Here is a 17,767-nt window from a genome sequence, read left to right as displayed (position 1 = left end):
CGTCTTCCGGTGGGCCGCTCACCCGATGGACGCAGCGAAGGAGTTCGAGGTCGTGCACAAGGTACTCATCGCCAACCGCGGCGAGATAGCGGTCCGGGTGGCCCGGGCCTGCCGGGACGCCGGGTTGCGCAGCGTCGCCGTCTACGCGGACAGCGACCGCGACGCCCCGCACGTGCGGCTGGCCGATGAGGCGTACGCGCTCGGCGGCGACAGTGCCACCGACTCCTATTTGCGGATCGACCGGCTGCTCGGCGTGGCGGAGCGGTCCGGCGCGGACGCGGTGCACCCCGGTTACGGCTTCCTGTCGGAGAACGCGGAGTTCGCCGAGGCCGTCCTCGATGCCGGGCTGATCTGGATCGGACCGTCCCCGCAGGCCATCCGGGTGCTGGGGGACAAGGTGGCGGCGCGGCACATCGCCCAGCGCGCCGGCGCGCCGCTTGTCGAAGGCACCTCCGAACCGGTCGCCGACGCTGACGAGATCGTCGCGTTCGCGCGGCGCGCCGGCCTGCCGGTCGCGATCAAGGCCGCGTTCGGCGGTGGCGGGCGGGGCCTGAAGGTGGCCCGGACGCTTGCGGAGATTCCGGAGCTGTTCGATTCGGCGACCCGGGAGGCGACGGCCGCGTTCGGGCGCGGCGAGTGCTTCGCCGAGCGCTATCTCGACCGGCCGCGGCATGTGGAGGCGCAGGTCCTGGCCGATAAGTACGGCAACGTGGTGGTGGTCGGCACGCGCGACTGCTCCCTGCAGCGCCGGCATCAGAAACTGGTGGAGGAGGCTCCCGCCCCCTTCCTGACCGAGGCCCAGCGCGCCCGGATCCACGAGTCGGCCAAGGCCATCTGCCGCGAGGCCGGTTATCACGGCGCCGGCACGGTGGAGTACCTGGTCTCCGCGGACGGCCTGGTCTCCTTCCTCGAGGTGAACACCCGGCTGCAGGTGGAGCACCCGGTCACCGAGGAGACGGCCGGCATCGACCTGGTCCGCGAGCAGTTCCGGATCGCCGCCGGCGAGCGGCTGCGGTTCGCCGCGGATCCCGTGGCACGCGGGCACGCGATCGAGTTCCGGATCAACGGGGAGGACCCGGGTCGTGGCTTCCTGCCCGCTCCCGGCGTGGTCTCGTCGTTGACCTGGCCCGGTGGTCCGGGCGTACGGGTGGACGCCGGCATCGAGCGGGGCAGTGTCATCGGCGGGAACTTCGACTCGCTGCTGGCCAAGGTCATCGTCACCGGGGAGACCCGGACCGAGGCGCTCGAACGCGCCCGGCGGGTGCTCGACGAGTTGCTGCTCGAGGGCATGGCGACCGCATTGCCGTTCCACCGGGCGGTCGTGCGTGATCCCGCGTTCGCCGGGGAGCCGTTCCGGGTGCACACCCGGTGGATCGAGACGGAGTGGGACAACCCGGTGCCGCCCTTCGCCGGCGCGGCGGCGGTGGGGCCTCCCGCCGAGCGGCAGGTCCTGGTCGTCGAGTTCGACGGCCGGCGCCTCGAGGTCACCCTGCCGGCGGGGACCGTCGGCCCGGCCGCGTCACCGGTCGCGGAGCCGGAGCCGCCGCTGCCCGTCCGGCAGCGCCGCCGGCCCGGTGGTGACCGGGCGCAGCCGGTCGTACCGGGCGGGAATGTGCTCACCAGTCCGATGCAGGGCACGATCGTGAAAGTGGCGGTCGCGGACGGCGACGCGGTCGCGGAGGGTGATCTCATCGCGGTCGTCGAAGCGATGAAAATGGAACAGCCGTTGCACGCGCACAAGCCCGGCGTCGTCACCGGCCTGTCCGTGAAAATCGGTCAGTCGCTGTCATCCGGCGCGGTGATCTGTTCCCTCGTCTGAGTGATTCGCCCTCCATTGGTGGGGCGATTAATGGGAAATGAACTTACCCTTTCCGGCAGGCATTACCTGTCGGTAGCGTGTCCCGGTGCGGTTGCTGCATGTGGCGGCCGGCCACGCCGCGTGATCGCTGTCCACGCATCCGCGCGTTCTCCGCGTAGGGTAGTAAGACAGGGTGAAATGGCACGCCCAGAGGCTCGTACGCATGAGTCGTGCCCTTCATGCAATCGGTGGTTCGTCCAGTCTTCGATGGACGGTCGGTCCCAATTCCGCGACCGGAGGTAGCCACCACTTCGGTGACTTCGTACCCTCGGTTGGACGCATGGGGGACAGAGTTTTGTGGAGACGATGGCATTTGCCGGGGGTCGCCGCCCGGAGTTCTGAGCCACCGATCGACATTGTGGGGATGGCCTGCCGGCCCCCACATACCGGGCGATAAGGTGACGGCGCCTATGGAATTCCGTGTGCTGGGACCGCTGGAAGTACTCGTCGACGGTCAGCGGATAGACATCGGCGGTAACCGTCAACAGATCGTGCTGGCCAGCCTGGTCGTCGACGCCGGCACCGTGGTGTCGATCGATCGCCTGATGAAGGCGGTGTACGGCGAGAACCTCCCGACCAGCGCCCGCGTCCAGGTCCAGATCTGTGTCTCGGCTCTGCGCAGGCTGCTCGGCTCGCACGGGCATCCCGACCTGATCCTCACCCGTAATCAGGGATACGTGCTCGTGCCCGACGGGATCACCCTCGACATCCGGCGTTACGAGCACCTCATCCGGGAGGCTCGTGCCGCCGGGGACCTCGGCCGCAAGGAGGAGTCGACGGCTCGATACCGCGAGGCGCTCAACCTGTGGCGCGGTCCGGCTCTCGACGGTCTGGACAGTGAGCCGCTCCGGATGGTCGCCGACCGGCTGGCCGAACGCCGGCTCACGGTCAACGAGGACTGCATCGAGTACGAACTGGACCTGGGCCGGCATCGCGAGGTGATCGCCGAGCTGGGCGGTCTCGTGGCGGGGCATCCGCTGCGGGAACGGCTGCGCGGGCAGCTCATGCTGGCGTTCTACCGGTCCGGGCGGCAGGCCGAGGCGCTCGACGCCTATCGCGCGGCCCGCAGTGCGCTGATCAACGAGCTCGGTCTGGAGCCCAGCGAGTGGCTTCAGCGCCTGGAGCGGTCGATCCTCACCTCCGACGTCTCCCTGAGCGTGCCCGAGGCGATCATCGTCACGCCGGTGCCGCTCCCGGTACCGGTGCGGCCGCGGGTGACGGCCGAACCGCCCGTGCCGGATCCCGAACCGGCGGCCGAACCGGCGTCGCCGCTGCGCACCGATCCAGCGTCGCCGTGCATGCTGCCCACCGACATCGCCGACTTCACCGGGCGCAGCAAGCAGATCGACGCCATCCAGATGCAGCTGGCGATGGCCTCGGACGATCCTGACCAGCTGGCCGTGCCGATCGTCGTCATGACCGGTAAGCCGGGTATCGGCAAGACGGCGCTCGGCGTGCACCTCTCCCACCGCCTGGCCCCGCGCTATCCCGACGGGCAGCTCTTCGCCGACCTGCACGGCCGGGCCTCCAGCCGGGTGAGTCCGATGCAGATCCTGGAGCGGTTCCTGCGCACGCTCGGGGTGCCGGGCACCTCCATCCCGGAAGGGCTCGAGGAGCGCGCGGAGATGTACCGCGGGTTGCTGTCGAATCGCCGGATCCTGGTCGTGCTCGACAACGTCGGCTCGGAGACGCAGGTGTTGCCGTTGCTGCCCGGGAACCCGGCGACGGCCGTACTCGTCACGACCCGGAGCCGGCTCGGTGCGCTGGCGGGCGCCGTCCACGTCGACATCGACGTGCTCGACCCGTTGCAGTGCGTCGAGTTGCTGTCCCGGATCGCCGGTGCCGAGCGGTTCGAGGCGGAGGCGGAGGCGACCCGCACGCTGATCGAGCTCTGCGGCCGGTTGCCGCTCGCCCTCCGGATCGCCGGGGCCCGGCTGTCGGCCCGCCCGCACTGGACGGTCGACCAGCTCGTCGAACGGCTGGAGAACGAGTCCCGCCGGCTCGATGAGCTCAACCACGGCGCCATGGGCATCCGGGTCAGCATCTCGATCACCTACGACAACATCAGTGACCCGGCCCGGCGGCTGTTCCGGCTGCTCGCCGTCCTCGACTGCCCGGTCTTCCCGGTGTGGGTGTGCGCGGCTCTGCTCGACGAGTCGCTCACCGATGCCCACGACCTGCTGGATCAACTCGTCGAGGCCCAGCTCGTGGAGATGGCCGGCGCCGGGCAGGGCCCGCACCGGCAGTATCGGTTCCACGACCTGATCAGGGTGTTCGCCCGGGAGCGGCTGGCGGCGGAGGAGCCGCTCGGTGAACGCAACGCCGCGCTTCAGCGCGTCTTCGGCGGCCTGCTGTTCCTGGCTGAGGAGGCACATCGCAAGCTCTACGGCCAGAGCAACCGGCAGCTGCACAGCACGGCCACCCGCTGGGTCATCCCGGCGCGGGCCACCGACCGGCTGCTCGCCGAACCGCTCGGCTGGTTCGAGCGGGAACGGCAGCTGATCAGCGCGAGCGTGCGCCAGGCCGCCAAGGTGGGCGCCGTCGAGTTCTGCTGGGATCTGGCCGTCACCGCCGTCACCCTGTTCGACTCCAGGGTCTATCTCAACGACTGGCGGGAGACCCACGAGGTGGCGCTGGCCGCGGTCCGGCAGGCCGGTGACCGGCTGGGGCAAGCCGTCGTCCTCTATTCGCTCGGCTCGTTGAACATCGTGGAGAACCGGTTCACCGACGCCCGTCGCCGGCTGGAGGCCGCAGCCGAACTGTTCGAGATCGTCGCCGAGGACCACGGACAGGCCCTGGCCAGTCGCAACATCGCCTACCTGGAGCGGATGGACGGCAACCTGGCCGAGGCCGCGCGCCGGTACGAGAAGACCCTCGCGCTGCTGCGCCGCATCGGTGACCTCGCCGCGTCGGCGTACGTGCTGCACAGCATGGCGCAGGTCGAACTGGAGCTGGGCGACGCGGTGAGCGCCAAGGAGATGCTCGTCGAGGCCCTGGAACTGAGCCGGCAGGTCGGCAGCCGGCGGATCGAGGCGCAGGCGCTGCACCGGCTCGGTGACGCGCATCTGCAGGCCGATGAGCCGGATCGGGCGGTGCAGGTCTTCGACGAGGCGTTGACCGTGGTCCACGACCTGGGCGATCCGATCGGCGAGGCGTACGCGAAGCTGGGGCTCGGCATGGCGTACACCCGGGGTGGTGACTGGGCGAAGGCCCAGGCGGCGCTCTCCAGTGCGCAGGAGATCGCCAATGCCAACGGGGACCTGCTGGTCGACGCGCGGGCCGAGTTCAGCAAGGGGGAGCTGGCACTGGCGGGCGGGAAGCCCGAGAAGGCGATCGCCCACCTGCAGAGTGCGCTGGACAAGTTCCGGGGGATCAACGCCCCGGTTCTCGAGGAACGTGTGCTGACCATGCTCAGTGGCGCGTACGGGGCGATGTCGCGCAGCGTCAGCCGCCTGTAGCGCGGCCCCGGGCCCGGGAAACGAAACGGCCTCCTGATCGATCCACCGGATCGATGAGGAGGCTTTCGTGTGAGCACGGAGCCCGCGGGCGCCGCGGATCAGCCCCAGGGGAAGTTGTTGAGCGTGCCGCCCGACTCGCTGGGCGCGGTCGACGGGGTGGAGGCCGCCGGCGGGTTCCCGGTGGACTCGTCGTCGGCTTGCGCCACGGCCGCACCGCCGACGGCGATGGCGACACCGGCGGCGGCGGCGAGGACGAAACGAGTGGTCCAGCGGGCAAGAATACGCATGGGGATATCTGCCTCTCAGCGTCGGATTGTGTGACGGGGTGCTAGCCGCGTCGACACCGATGACGTTATGGCTGCCGCCTATCGAGCCGTTATCAACCCCCTTTGGTAACGGCTTTCCGTTCGTTATCGTCCGGCGATAACGGAATGAATGCCCGGCGATAACGCAATGGCGGACCATGTCGAAAATAGGAGCGTCACCCGAACCGGACAGCAAGGCTGAGTATGAGAATCTCCGCGCAGGCCGTCGACGTCGTCTATGGACGGCCCGCGGCAGGAGTGCATGTCCGTATAGACCGAAAAGCACCGGGTGTCACCGGGGATTCTGGCGAGTGGGCGACCATCGCCCGAGCCGAGACGGACAACGCCGGCGTGGTCGACCTCGAGGACTGGTCGGCCGACCGGCTCGACGCGGGGCCGTACCGGATCGTCTTCGACAGCGACTCCTATTTCGCCACGCTCGGTCTGAGTGCGGCCTACAAGGAGGTCTCGGCCGTCGTGCGACTGACCGAGGGCTCCGGCGGCTGTCGCATCGAAGTGCGTCTGGCGCCGTATTCCTACTCGATGTTTTTCGGCCTGCGGGGCTGACGTCCCGATCTGGAGATCTGGGGGAAACGATGGCGAAACAATTCCGGCAGGTGGTGGAGCGCTATCGGCGTGCGCCGGCGCCGGTGAATCCGCAACGCACCTGGCCCTCGCGGACCGTCACCGCGGCCCCTCGGTGGCTCTCCACCGACCTGCGCGACGGCAACCAGTCCCTGGTCAACCCGATGAGCCCGGAACGCAAGCTGACGATGTTCCGGCTGCTGACCGACATGGGCTACCGGGAGATCGAGGTCGGGTTCCCGGTCGCCAGCCAGGACGACCACGACTTCCTGCGCCTGCTGATCGAGCGGGACCTCATCCCCGACGACGTCCGGATCTCGGTGCTGGTGCAGGCGCGCGACGAGTTGATCCGGCGGACGGTGGAGAGCCTCGCGGGCGCGCCGCGGGCCACCATCCACCTCTACAACGCCACCTCGCCGCTGTTCCGCCGGGTGGTCTTCGGCATGGACCGCGCCGAGTGCAAGGAACTCGCCGTGCAGGGCACCCGCCTGATGCTCAAGTACGCCGACCGTACCCTGGCCGGTTGTGACCTCGGGTTCCAGTATTCGCCCGAGCTGTTCAACGACACCGAGCTCGACTTCTCCCTGGAGGTGTGCGAGGCGGTGATGGACGTGTGGCAGCCGGAGGACGGCCGCCCCATCATCCTCAACTTCCCGACCACGGTGGAACGTACGATGCCGAACGTCTTCGCCGACCAGATCGAGTGGCTCGACCGCCGGTTGAGCCGTCGCCGGCACGTCTGTCTCTCGGTCCACCCGCACAACGACCGGGGTACCGGCGTGGCCACCGCCGAGATGGCTCTGCTGGCCGGGGCCGAGCGGATCGAGGGATGCCTGCTCGGGAACGGGGAACGGGCCGGCAACGTCGACCTGGTGACACTCGGGCTCAACATGGTCAGTCAGGGCGTCGACCCGGGCATCGACTTCTCCGACCTCAACGAGGTCCGGCGGGTCGTCGAGCTGTGCACCGAGATCGCCGTCCATCCGCGCCACCCGTACGCCGGAGACCTCGTCTACACCGCCTTCTCGGGTTCGCACCAGGACGCCATCAAGAAGGGTTTCGACGAGCAGAAGCGCACCGGGGACCCGCGCTGGGAGATCCCCTATCTGCCGATCGACCCGCGCGACGTCGGCCGTACCTATGAGTCGATCGTGCGTATCAACAGCCAGTCCGGCAAGGGCGGGGTCGCGTACGTCATCAGTTCGCGCCTCGGCCTCAACATGCCGCGCGACCTGCAGGTGCAGTTCGCCGCACTGGTTCAGGAACACGCCGACGGCGAGGGTGGCCAGATCACCGGGGATCGGGTCGTCGAGCTGTTCACCCGCGAGTACGTCTCCCGGCCCCTGCTGTCGGTGCCGCTGCGTGAGGCCGTGCCCGTCGTCCTGCACATCGACGGTGCCGCCTTCGAGGTCGGCGGCGCCCGTACCGAGTCGCTCGATCGGGTGACGCAGAGTCTGGCGGCCTGGCGGGTCGACCTGCGGGCCGTGCACCGCACCGGTACCGGCCTGGCCGCGCACGGCGGGACCGCGGTCTATGCCGAGCTGCACTCCACCGGCCAGGTCCTGTGGGGTGTCGGGATGGACGGGGACGTCGAGACGGCCGTCCTGGCGGCGGTGCGTTCAGCGGCGTACCGGATCAGCCGGTCGTCCGACCGTCCGCGTGACGTGGTGACCCTGGCGCGGGCCGGCTGACCCCTTCCGCCGGCGATAGGCAACGGATAAGGGAACGACAAGGCCGCCCCGTAGCGTCGTGACCAGAAGGTGGACGCCGCTAGGGGTGCCGCTCACGGGGGCATCCGTGGAAAGGGGGGAAGATCATGGGACTGGTTGAACGAGACGACGCGATGACGACGCTGGACGGCCTGCTGGCCGCCGCCGTTGCCGGTAAAGGCCGGGTCGCGATGGTCACGGGTTCCGTGGCCACGGGCAAGACCGAGCTGCTCAACAAATTCGCGGAGCGGGTCGTCGACCTGAACGGCCTGGCCATCACCGCGGTCGGATCACGATCGGAGTACGACCTGCCGCTCGGCGTGTTCGGCCAGCTGCTCATGGACGCACCGCTGGTCCCGGAGGAGAGCCGGCGTGCCATGGACCTGCTGCACGAGGGAGCACAGAGCATCCCGCCGGGCGCCGACGGCACCCTCCGGATGGACCCGCAGATCGTGCACGGACTCTGCACCGTCCTCCTCGACCTGTCGCAGCGTTATCCGCTCGTCATCGTCATCGACGACATCGACCGGGCCGATCCGGCCTCCATCCTGTGCCTGTCGTACCTGGCCCGGCGGGTCCGGTTCGCTCCGATGCTCGTGGTCTTCAGCCACTCCACGCATGCGTGGCCGGCAGAGTCCACCTTCGAGCTGGAAGGGCTGAGCCGGCCGCCGCTCGGTGCGCAGCTGACGGTCGCCGCGCTGTCACCGGAGGGCGTGGGCACGATGGCCGCCGCCGCACTGCCGGCCGAGCAGGCGCAGCAGGTCGCCACCCGCTGGCACGAGCTGACCGGCGGCAATCCGCTGCTGGTCACCGGATTGATCGACGACCACCGGCAGACCGTCGCGGAGGGCGGTACGCCGGATCAGGAGCCGGTCGACGGCGGTCACTTCGCCCGCGCGGTGGTGTCGTGCCTGCACCGGGCCGACCCCCGGCTGCGGAGGGTGGCCCGCGCCGCGGCCATCCTGCCCGGGCAGTCCTTCCTCGATCAGCTGACCGGCCTGGAAACGGCGCAGGTCAGTCAGGCGCTCCGGGCCCTGGCCGCCGCCGGGGTCCTGCGTAACGGCGAGTTCCGGCACCCGGTGGCCCGCGCGGCGGTGCTCGCCGAGATCGGCGAGGAGGAACGCCGCGACTTGCACGGGCAGGCGGCGATGCTCGCGCACCACGGCGGTGCTTCCAGCCGGGTGGTCGGGGACCAGTTGCTCGGCGCCGGCCGTGCCGACGAACCGTGGGGCGTCTCGGTCCTCGAGGACGCGGCCCGGCAGGCGCTGCGTGACGGCCGGGTCGACGCGGCGATGCGATACCTGCGGCTCGCCTGGCAGGCCTGCGCCGACGAACCGCGCCGCGCGAAGATCATGACGACGATGCTCCGGGCCGCCTGGCGGATCAATCCGGGCAGCTCGACGAGCTATCTGCCCGAGCTGACCGCCGCCCTGCACCGCGGGCACCTGCGCAGTGGTGACGCCCTGGCGCTGACCAAGGCGTTGCTGTGGAACGGGCAGTTCGCCGACGCACGGGCGGCGTTCGAGCACCTCAGCGCCGCGGCTGACGACCTCGACCAGGAGAGCCGCAGCGAGCTGGCCGTCGCCCGGCCGCTGCTGCGCGTCACGTACCCCCAGTTCCTCGAGATGCTGCGCCAGCCGCCGCCGCATCTGCCGGCGGTCGCCACGGTCGCCTCCGGCCATCGGCTGGAGGCGGCGTCCGCGCTGGCCACCGCACTCACCAGCGGTCCCTCCGAGAAGATCGCCGTCGCGGTGGGGCGGATCCTGCACAACTCCCGGCTGGACGAGATGAGTCTGGACACCGTGGAGAGCGCTCTGCTCGCCCTCACCTACGGCGGCTGGTGCGACCAGGCGGCGTCCTGGTGTGCCCTGTTCGTCGAGGAGGCCGTCACCCGGCGCGCGCCGAGCAGGCTGGCCCGCCTGTCGGCGATCGCCGCCGAGATCGCGTTGCGGCTCGGTGACCTTCCGGCCGCCGTACGCCATTCCCGGTTCGCCCTCGACCTGATGCCGCCGGCCAGCTGGGGTGTCGCCGTCGGTGCCGCGGTCTCCCCGCTGATGATCGCCGCGACCGCGATGGGCCGGTACGACCTGGTTCGCGAGCAGCTCGACCAGCCGGTGCCGGAGGAGATGTTCAGCACCCGGTACGGCCTGCACTACCTGCAGGCTCGTGGTCGTTACAGCATGGCGATCGGTCAGATACCGCTGGCCCTGCGTGACTTCGAGCTCTGCGGCGAGCTGTCCGCCCGATGGCAGCTCGACGTGCCCGGCCTGATCCCGTGGCGGGTGGACGCCGCCGAGGCGCTGCTGCGGATGGGCCGTGCCGAGGAGGCGCACCGCCTGGTCGAGGACCAGCTCGGCCGATGCGGCAAGACCAACGCCCGGGTCAGCGGGATGGCGATGCGGCTGTTCGCGGCGACCAGCCAGTTGCGCCATCGCCCGATGTTCCTGCGGCAGGCGGTCGATCTGCAGACGGGCGACGAGTACGAGCAGGCCCGTGCGCTGGTCGACCTCACCGAGGCGTACCAGGCACTGGGGGAGCCGCGACGGGCCGGGATGATCGCGCGACGGGCCCGGGTGCTGGCAGAGAAGGTCCAGGCCGAGCCGTTGATGCAGGCGCTGATCCCGGAGCTCGGTGGTGAGGAGTCCGAGATGCCGGTCCAGTCGCTGAACCCGGCCGCGGGTGCCGCGACCCTCAGCGAGGCCGAGCGGCGCGTCGCCGTGCTGGCCGCGGACGGCTACACCAACCGGGAGATCTCGAAGAAGCTGTTCATCACGGTCAGCACCGTGGAACAGCATCTGACCCGGATCTACCGCAAGCTGAACGTGACCCGGCGTACCGATCTTCCGACGCACCACCTGTGGGATCACGCCGTCAGCAGCTGACCCCGCACCCGAAAGACGCCCGGCCGATCCGGCCGGGCGTTCCTCGTGTGCGGTTCTCGTCAGGCCGGCCGGGTCTTGATCAGGGGGCGCGACGATGCGGCGGGCGTGGCGGGCCGGGCCGGTGCCGGGACGGCGATGGAGGTGACGACGAGACCCCTGTCGACGAGCCAGTGGCCGGTGAACCCGGTCAGGCTCTTGCCGTTCAGGCGGGGTCCGGTCACCTTGAGCGCGGCCGTGAAGGTGCCCTTGCCGGGATTGAAGGTCACGCTGGCGTCGTCGAAGTCCAGCCACCGTTCGGTGAGCGGGTACCACGCCTTGTAGACGGACTCCTTGGCGCTGAACAGCATCCGATCCCAGTGCACACCGGGATGTTCCCGGCGCAGGGCAGCGATGCGGTCGCGTTCGGCAGGCAGGGAGACCGCTTCGAAGACACCGTCCGGCATGGCGTCATGGGGTTCGGCGTCGATACCGACCGTGCTGACGACCGCGGCCGGTGCGACGACGGCGGCCCGGTAACCGGCGCAGTGCGTGATACTGCCGACCAGCCCGGCCGGCCACTGGGGCTCGCCGCGCGGTCCGGGCAGGATCGGCGCCGGGCGGTGCCCGAGCCGCTGCATCGCCTGGCGGGCGCACCAGCGCCCGGTGGTGAACTCTGCGCGTCGTTTGCCGACCGCCTCGCTGACGAGTAGTTCCTCCTCGGGGAACAGCGTCGCCCTGGGCGGGTCTTCGAACGCCTCGGCCGCGGCGACGGCGGCCGGCAGGATGCTCTCGATCATGACGGCTCCCCGGCCGGCGAGAAGGCACCACGCCGGTGAGCAGCCGCGTCGGCGGGCTCCGGCGACGCGGGACGAACCTTCTCGACAATGGACATGAGACGAGAGTATGGAGGCCCCCGGAAGTGCGGAACCGACCCGGCTCCTTTGCCGGGTCGGTCGCGTCGTGGCTAAGGGCGGTTAGGGGCGCGTGCCCCGGCGCCGGTGCCGGGACATCGCGCGGGTGTCATTCCGCGATCTTGGTACGGGTCGACCACGAGAACAGATTCGAGGTCTCGTCGTCGTGGACGGCGCGGACGAAGTGCTCGTAGCCCGCGAGATAGGGCACTTTGACCTTGCCGTACGCCGCCTCCTCGACGGGGACCACGATCCGGCGCGGGATGCTCTGCGGTCCGCCCACGAGCTGGACCTCGGTGGTGCCCGGGGCCAGCACGGGCCCCTCGGCGAGCGGAATGATCTGCTCAGTCACGGCTCTCTGCCTTTCTGCCTGGGACATCGATCCGGATCTCAGACTCGCGCCGGTACGGGCTCAGGCACATACCCCTACTACTCCAGTGCGTCGATGTGGCAGAGACCACAGCCGGACGAGCCGGGCGCGATCCGGGCCGCCGTCGAGCACCGCGAACACCCCTGTACCGCGGGCCGGGCGAGACAGGGGTGTCGGCGGCCCGACGGCCGCCCGCAGACTCCGAAGTGAGTGCGTGATCGCCGCCACCATGCAGGAGCGTGTGATGTTCGTAGATGCCCGACCGGTCACCGCGTCCGACGCCGTGACCCGCCCGTCCGTCCTCCGCGCGGCCTCGCCCGGCGACGTCGTGCTCGGCTCCGGCAACGTGACCAGCGGTCCCGTTCCCGACCTGCTGATCCGGCGTCCCGACGGCACCCTGCTCATCCTCGAACCGGACGGCCGGGGCGGCGCACGCGGTTACCGATGTGCCGACGGTTTCGACGACGTCATGCTGATCGGCGTCGCTGACATCACCGGCGACGGTTACGCCGGCCTGGTCGGGTTGACCGACTCGGGCGAGGTGGTGGTCTTCCCGCACACCGGGGTCTTCTGGCCGCAGGATCCGTCGGCCGCGTTCGGTGGGCCCGTGGTTCTCGCCGAGTGCATCCGTGGCAGCGGTATCTGATGCCCACGCCGACCTCCGACCTCACCGGCGAGTGGCGCCGGCTCGCGCTGGCGGTGCTGCGCAAATCCGGGCGCGCCGGTGCCGGCGACGATCCCGCCGTGGTGGACCGGCTGCTCGCCACCGTCACCGAGGACGACATCGTGATCCCGCCGCTGTTCACACCGGACACGGTGGTGGAGCCGGCCGGCGAGCCCGGCGCCGCACCGTTCACCCGGGGCGGCCGCCCGCCCGGTGACCGGACCGGCTGGGACATCCGCCAGCGCCACGACCTGGGCGACCCGGCGAGCCCGGCCGCGGCCGCCCGCGACGTGGACGGCGGAGTGACGTCCCTCTGGCTTCCCGGCACCGACCCGCAACGTCTGGCCGAGTTGCTCGAGAACACCGGCCCGGCCCGTACCGGCGTCGTCCTGCAGGGCGGCGCGGCCGGCCCCGCCCTCGCGGCGGTCTGGCTCGACACCGCAGCCCGCCGGGGCGTCGCGGACACAGCTCTGCACGGCAACCTCGGCGCCGACCCGCTCGGTGACCGCGCCCGGGGTACGGCCGCCCCGCCGTGGGCAGCCGTGGCGGACCTGGCCCGGCGATGTGCCGGCAGCCTGCCGGGTGTCCGGGCCGTGGTGGCCGACGCGATGCCGTACCACTGGGCCGGCGCCACCGACGCGCAGGAGCTGGGCTACTCGCTGGCCACCGCGGTCGCCTACCTCCGGGCGCTCACCGATGCCGGGATGCCGGCCGCCGAGGCGGCGAGCCAGATCGAGTTCCGGTACGCGGCCACCACCGACGAGTTCCTCACCATCGCCAAGCTGCGCAGCGCCCGCCGGTTGTGGACCCGGGTGCAGGAGGCGTGCGGGATCACCCCGTCCGCGCAGCGTCAGCACGCCGTCACCTCCGGGCGTACCACCACCACCCGGCACCCGTGGGCGAACCTGCCCCGGGCCACGCTTGCCTGCTTCGGCGCGGTCGTCGGAGGAGCGGACGCCATCACCGTACGGCCGTTCGACACGGGCTCCGAAACCGGCGCGCGGGCCGCCCGCCTGGCCCGCAACACCCACCTGCTGCTGCGCGAGGAGGCTCATCTGGCCCGGGTCGCCGACCCGGCCGGCGGCGCGTGGTCCGTCGAGTGGCTCACCACCGCGCTGGCCCACCGGGCCTGGGAATGGTTCACCGGTGTGGAGGCGGCAGGTGGCATGTCCGAGGCGCTGACCAGCGGCCGGCTCGAACGCGACCTCGCCACCAGCTGGGACCGCCGCGCCGAGGACGTGCGCCGGGGCCGCCGCCCGGTGGTGGGGGTCAGCCGGTACGCCGCCGTCGGCGACGAGGCGTCCGGGACGGACCCGGAACTGTCCGGCCGGGCCGGGCTGCCGTGCCGTCGTGACGGGCAGCAGTTCGAGGAACTGCGGGACCGGACCGACGCGTTCACCCGGATTACCGGCCGTCGCCCGGCCGTGCTGCTCGTCGCGCTCGGCGGCGCCGCCTCCGCCTCCCGGGCGATGTTCGCGACCGACCTGTTCGCCGCGGCCGGCGTCACGGTCGAGCGCGTCGACGACCCGGACCGGGCCGGCGCCCGGCTGCGCGAGACCGGCCTCACCGTCGCGTGTCTGGCCGGTGACCCGGACTCCTACGAACTGCACGCGGAGAAGACCGCCGCCCTGCTCGCCGAAGCCGGGGCCCGGGCCGTCCACGCGGTCGGCGGGTGCCCGCCGTGCGCCGGGGTGTCCGCCTTCACCGACGGCGACGACGCTGTCGAGGTGCTGCGCTCATTGCTGACCGACCTGGAGATCGCATGACCATCCCGGACTTCACCCGGGTGCCGCTGGGCGCGCCGCTCGTCGCCGAGGCCGGCATCGAGGCCGGTGACCCGTGGCGTACGCCCGAGGAGATCGACGTCCGCGACAGCTATCGTCCGGCCGACGTGGCGGAGCTGGACCTGGCCACCCTGCCGGGCATGCCGCCGTTCCTCCGCGGCCCCTATCCGACGATGTACGTGACCCAGCCGTGGACGGTCCGGCAGTACGCGGGCTTCTCCACCGTCGAGGAGTCGAACGCGTTCTACCGCCGTAACCTCGCCGCCGGGCAGACCGGCCTGTCGGTGGCGTTCGACCTGGCCACCCACCGCGGCTACGACTCCGACCATCCGCGGGCCACCGGGGACGTCGGCATGGCGGGTGTCGCGGTGGACTCCGCCGACGACATGAGCCGGCTGTTCGACGGCATCCCGCTGGACCGCATCAGCGTCTCGATGACCATGAACGGGGCGGTGCTGCCGGTACTGGCCATGTACGTCGTGGCGGCCGAACGGCAGGGCGTCCCGGCGCGGCGGCTCACCGGCACGATCCAGAACGACATCCTCAAGGAGTTCATGGTCCGCAACACGTACATCCATCCGCCGGAACCCTCGATGCGGATCGTGTCGGACGTGTTCGGCTACACCGCCGAACACATGCCCCGCTTCAACTCCATCTCGATCTCCGGCTACCACCTGCAGGAGGCCGGCGCACCCGCGGACCTGGAGCTCGCCTACACCTTGGCGGACGCCGCCGAGTACCTGCGAGCCGGACAGGCGGCGGGCCTGGCGATCGACGCGTTCGCACCCCGGCTGTCGTTCTTCTGGGGCATCGGCATGAACTACTTCATGGAGGTCGCGAAGCTGCGGGCCGCCCGGCTGCTGTGGGACCGCCTCACCCGCTCGTTCGGCGCCGCCTCGGTCAAGTCGCGGAGCCTGCGGGCACACTGCCAGACCTCCGGCTGGTCACTGACCGCCCAGGACATGTTCAACAACGTGACGCGTACGTGTGTCGAGGCGCTCGCGGCGGTGCACGGCCACACGCAGTCGCTGCACACCAACGCCTTCGACGAGGCACTGGCGCTGCCCAGCGAGTTCTCCGCCCGCATCGCCCGGGACACCCAGCTGCTGCTGCGGCACGAGTCGGCGGCCACCCGCGTCGTCGACCCGTGGGGTGGCAGCTCCTACGTGGAGCGGCTCACCCACGACCTCGCCGAACGTGCCTGGGCGCACATCGAGGAGATCGAGGCGGGCGGCGGGATGGCCGCGGCGATCGCGGCCGGGACGCCCAAGCTGCGCATCGAGGAGGCCGCGGCGCGTACCCAGGCACTCATCGACTCGGGCCGGCAGCCGGTGATCGGGCTCAACCGGTACCGGCCGGAACAGCAGGAGCCCGTCGACGTGCTCCGGATCGACAACTCCGCGGTCCGGCGGCGTCAGGTGGACGAGCTGGCCCGGGTACGGGCCGAGCGGGACGAGGCCGCCTGCGGCAGCGCGCTGGCCGCGCTCACCGCGGCTGCCGGGCAGCCCGCGAACACGGTGAATCTCCTCGAGTACGCGGTCGAGGCGGCCCGCCGGCAGGCGACTCTCGGTGAGATCACGACGGCTCTGGAGGCGGTGTTCGGACGCCACCGGGCAAGCGTGCGAACCGTGTCCGGCGTCTATCGGGCGGCTGCCGGGGACGGTGTGCCGAGCGAGAGTGTCCGGGCCGCGACGCGATCGTTCGCCGCCGAGGAGGGCCGGGCCCCGCGGATCCTGGTCGCCAAGATGGGCCAGGACGGCCACGACCGGGGACAGAAGGTCGTCGCGACGGCCTTCGCCGACCTCGGCTTCGACGTGGACGTCGGCGGACTGTTCCGGACCCCGGTGGAGGTGGCCCGCCACGCCGTCGACAGTGACGCGCATGTGGTCGGGGTCAGCTCCCTGGCCGGCGGACATCTCACCCTGGTGCCGGCGCTGCGCGCGGAACTCGAGCGGGCGGGCGCCGGTGACGTGATGATCGTGGTCGGCGGCGTGATAGCGGCGGACGACCACGCCGCACTCCACGACGCCGGGGTGGACCTGATCTTCGGACCCGGCACCGTGGTCGCCGAGGCGGCCGGCGAGGTGGTACGCCGGCTGGCCGCGCGCCTGGGACATCCGGAGCCCCGATGAGGCCACCGCCGGATGTCGAGTCCTACGCCCGGGGCGTGCGCCGCGGGGACCGGGCCGCTGTGGCGCGGGCGATCACCCTGGTGGAGTCGGGGCGTGCGGCCGACCGGGAACCCGCTCGCCGGCTGATCGAGTCGCTGGCCGGCGACAGCGTACGAGCCTGCCGGATCGGCGTGACCGGCGTCCCCGGTGCCGGCAAGTCCACCCTGATCGAGACACTCGGTGCGCACCTGATCGACAACGGCCACCGGGTGGGAGTGCTGGCCGTCGACCCGTCGTCGGTACGAACCGGCGGAAGCATTCTCGCCGACCGGGTGCGGATGCACCGCCTCGGCGACGACCCGGCGGCGTACGTGCGGCCGTCGCCGTCCCGGGGCGCTCTGGGCGGCGTGACCGCCACGACCGACGACGTGATCACCGTGCTCGAGGCGGCCGGTTTCGATGTGGTGCTGGTCGAGACGGTCGGCGTCGGCCAGTCCGAGACCGAGGTGGCCGAACTGGTGGATGTCGTGCTCCTGCTCACGCTGGCCGGTGCCGGCGACGCGATGCAGGGCATCAAGATGGGCGTCCTGGAGATCGCCGACGTCGTGGTGGTCAACAAGGCGGACGGCGCCAACGAGGCCGCCGCCCGCGCGGCCGCCGCCGAACTGACCGGTGCGCTGCGCCTGTTTCCCGGCGGCAGCCGGGCCCGGGTGCTGACCTGCAGTGCCAGGACCGGCGACGGGATCGCGGAACTCTGGGACCGGCTGCACGAGCGTGCGCTGGTGCACTCGTCAGCCGCCGACCGGCATGCGATGACACGTGCGTGGCGGCTCGCCCGCGGCCTGCTGCTCGACGAGTTCACCCAGGACCCGGCCGTCCGGGCGGCCGCCGAGGCGCTCGCCGCCGAGCTGAGCGGCGGGACGACGTCGGCCGGCGTGGCGGCCCGCCGGCTACGGGCCGCCTACCGCCCCTGTCCCGGGGCCAGCGGTGAAAGCCGGCCGGGTTTTGATGTCGAGAACGGCCACACGGCTCCGTCCCCGGTGTGAAGAGCGACCAGAATGGGTCGTACCAGCACCGAGGAGAACCTGTCATGGCGAAGTATCTGCTGCTCAAGCACTACCGGGGCAACCCGGCCGCGGTCAACGACGTGC

At 71.2% G+C, this 17,767-nt stretch carries 12 protein-coding genes; 9 read left to right on the top strand and 3 right to left on the bottom strand.

Annotated elements, in window-relative coordinates:
* Positions 1 to 52: 52 nt before the first annotated feature.
* Both AB0G04_RS41130 and AB0G04_RS41125 read left to right on the top strand, forming a co-directional pair.
* Positions 53 to 1,819: a biotin carboxylase N-terminal domain-containing protein gene (locus AB0G04_RS41130; protein ID WP_360995193.1), complete on the top strand. Its 1,767-nt coding sequence runs from the start codon at positions 53 to 55 to the stop codon at positions 1,817 to 1,819.
* Positions 1,820 to 2,268: 449 nt separating this feature from the next.
* The gene (locus AB0G04_RS41125) at positions 2,269 to 5,316 is read left to right on the top strand and encodes a BTAD domain-containing putative transcriptional regulator (protein WP_360995154.1); all 3,048 of its coding nucleotides are present in this window, start codon (positions 2,269 to 2,271) and stop codon (positions 5,314 to 5,316) included.
* A gap of 98 nt (positions 5,317 to 5,414) precedes the next feature.
* Here the strand turns inward: AB0G04_RS41125 and AB0G04_RS41120 are convergent, their stop codons facing one another.
* The gene (locus tag AB0G04_RS41120; RefSeq protein ID WP_360995151.1) at positions 5,415 to 5,603 is read right to left on the bottom strand and encodes a hypothetical protein; all 189 of its coding nucleotides are present in this window, start codon (positions 5,601 to 5,603) and stop codon (positions 5,415 to 5,417) included.
* A 222-nt stretch (positions 5,604 to 5,825) separates the two neighbouring features.
* Between AB0G04_RS41120 and AB0G04_RS41115 the strand changes: the two genes are divergently transcribed.
* The 3 genes from AB0G04_RS41115 to AB0G04_RS41105 all read left to right on the top strand — a co-directional run bounded on the left by AB0G04_RS41115 (position 5,826) and on the right by AB0G04_RS41105 (position 10,797).
* Complete coding sequence (locus AB0G04_RS41115; protein ID WP_360995148.1) at positions 5,826 to 6,188, top strand: hydroxyisourate hydrolase; 363 nt, start codon at positions 5,826 to 5,828, stop codon at positions 6,186 to 6,188.
* A gap of 29 nt (positions 6,189 to 6,217) precedes the next feature.
* Complete coding sequence (locus tag AB0G04_RS41110; protein ID WP_360995145.1) at positions 6,218 to 7,897, top strand: 2-isopropylmalate synthase; 1,680 nt, start codon at positions 6,218 to 6,220, stop codon at positions 7,895 to 7,897.
* 125 nt (positions 7,898 to 8,022) lie between these two features.
* Positions 8,023 to 10,797: an AAA family ATPase gene (locus AB0G04_RS41105; RefSeq protein ID WP_360995142.1), complete on the top strand. Its 2,775-nt coding sequence runs from the start codon at positions 8,023 to 8,025 to the stop codon at positions 10,795 to 10,797.
* Positions 10,798 to 10,856: 59 nt separating this feature from the next.
* Here the strand turns inward: AB0G04_RS41105 and AB0G04_RS41100 are convergent, their stop codons facing one another.
* A complete protein-coding gene (locus AB0G04_RS41100) occupies positions 10,857 to 11,573 on the bottom strand; it encodes a 4'-phosphopantetheinyl transferase superfamily protein (protein WP_360995139.1) in 717 nt (238 codons plus the stop codon).
* Between the two features lie 223 nt (positions 11,574 to 11,796).
* Positions 11,797 to 12,039 (bottom strand): DUF5988 family protein, encoded by a 243-nt coding sequence (locus AB0G04_RS41095; RefSeq protein ID WP_360995136.1) that lies wholly within the window; start codon positions 12,037 to 12,039, stop codon positions 11,797 to 11,799.
* A gap of 262 nt (positions 12,040 to 12,301) precedes the next feature.
* On the opposite strand from AB0G04_RS41095, the gene AB0G04_RS41090 reads away from it, so the two are divergent.
* From AB0G04_RS41090 to meaB, 4 genes are read left to right on the top strand one after another with little or no spacing between them, the layout of a single operon-like run.
* A complete protein-coding gene (locus tag AB0G04_RS41090; protein WP_360995134.1) occupies positions 12,302 to 12,703 on the top strand; it encodes a hypothetical protein in 402 nt (133 codons plus the stop codon).
* The gene (locus AB0G04_RS41085) at positions 12,703 to 14,487 is read left to right on the top strand and encodes a methylmalonyl-CoA mutase family protein (RefSeq protein WP_360995131.1); all 1,785 of its coding nucleotides are present in this window, start codon (positions 12,703 to 12,705) and stop codon (positions 14,485 to 14,487) included. The genes AB0G04_RS41090 and AB0G04_RS41085 overlap by 1 nt, the downstream gene beginning before the upstream one ends.
* Entirely contained in the window at positions 14,484 to 16,637 is a 2,154-nt protein-coding gene (scpA, locus tag AB0G04_RS41080) for a methylmalonyl-CoA mutase (protein ID WP_360995128.1), read from the top strand. The genes AB0G04_RS41085 and scpA overlap by 4 nt, the downstream gene beginning before the upstream one ends.
* Positions 16,634 to 17,662 (top strand): methylmalonyl Co-A mutase-associated GTPase MeaB, encoded by a 1,029-nt coding sequence (gene meaB, locus AB0G04_RS41075; protein WP_360995125.1) that lies wholly within the window; start codon positions 16,634 to 16,636, stop codon positions 17,660 to 17,662. Before scpA ends, meaB begins: the two co-directional genes overlap by 4 nt.
* Positions 17,663 to 17,767 lie beyond the last annotated feature (105 nt).

It is taken from the genome of Actinoplanes sp. NPDC023801, from assembly GCF_040639655.1.
Taxonomy (GTDB): domain Bacteria; phylum Actinomycetota; class Actinomycetes; order Mycobacteriales; family Micromonosporaceae; genus Actinoplanes.
Note: the sequence above shows the minus strand (reverse complement) of the source record. Positions and strands in the feature narration are given on the sequence as shown.

Coding starts and splice junctions, on each gene's coding strand:
- AB0G04_RS41125 (WP_360995154.1), top strand. CDS start 2,269: ATGGAATTCCGTGTGCTGGGACCGCTGGAAGTACTCGTCGACGGTCAG.
- AB0G04_RS41120 (WP_360995151.1), bottom strand. CDS start 5,603: ATGCGTATTCTTGCCCGCTGGACCACTCGTTTCGTCCTCGCCGCCGCC.
- AB0G04_RS41115 (WP_360995148.1), top strand. CDS start 5,826: ATGAGAATCTCCGCGCAGGCCGTCGACGTCGTCTATGGACGGCCCGCG.
- AB0G04_RS41110 (WP_360995145.1), top strand. CDS start 6,218: ATGGCGAAACAATTCCGGCAGGTGGTGGAGCGCTATCGGCGTGCGCCG.
- AB0G04_RS41105 (WP_360995142.1), top strand. CDS start 8,023: ATGGGACTGGTTGAACGAGACGACGCGATGACGACGCTGGACGGCCTG.
- AB0G04_RS41100 (WP_360995139.1), bottom strand. CDS start 11,573: ATGATCGAGAGCATCCTGCCGGCCGCCGTCGCCGCGGCCGAGGCGTTC.
- AB0G04_RS41090 (WP_360995134.1), top strand. CDS start 12,302: ATGTTCGTAGATGCCCGACCGGTCACCGCGTCCGACGCCGTGACCCGC.
- AB0G04_RS41085 (WP_360995131.1), top strand. CDS start 12,703: ATGCCCACGCCGACCTCCGACCTCACCGGCGAGTGGCGCCGGCTCGCG.
- scpA (WP_360995128.1), top strand. CDS start 14,484: ATGACCATCCCGGACTTCACCCGGGTGCCGCTGGGCGCGCCGCTCGTC.
- meaB (WP_360995125.1), top strand. CDS start 16,634: ATGAGGCCACCGCCGGATGTCGAGTCCTACGCCCGGGGCGTGCGCCGC.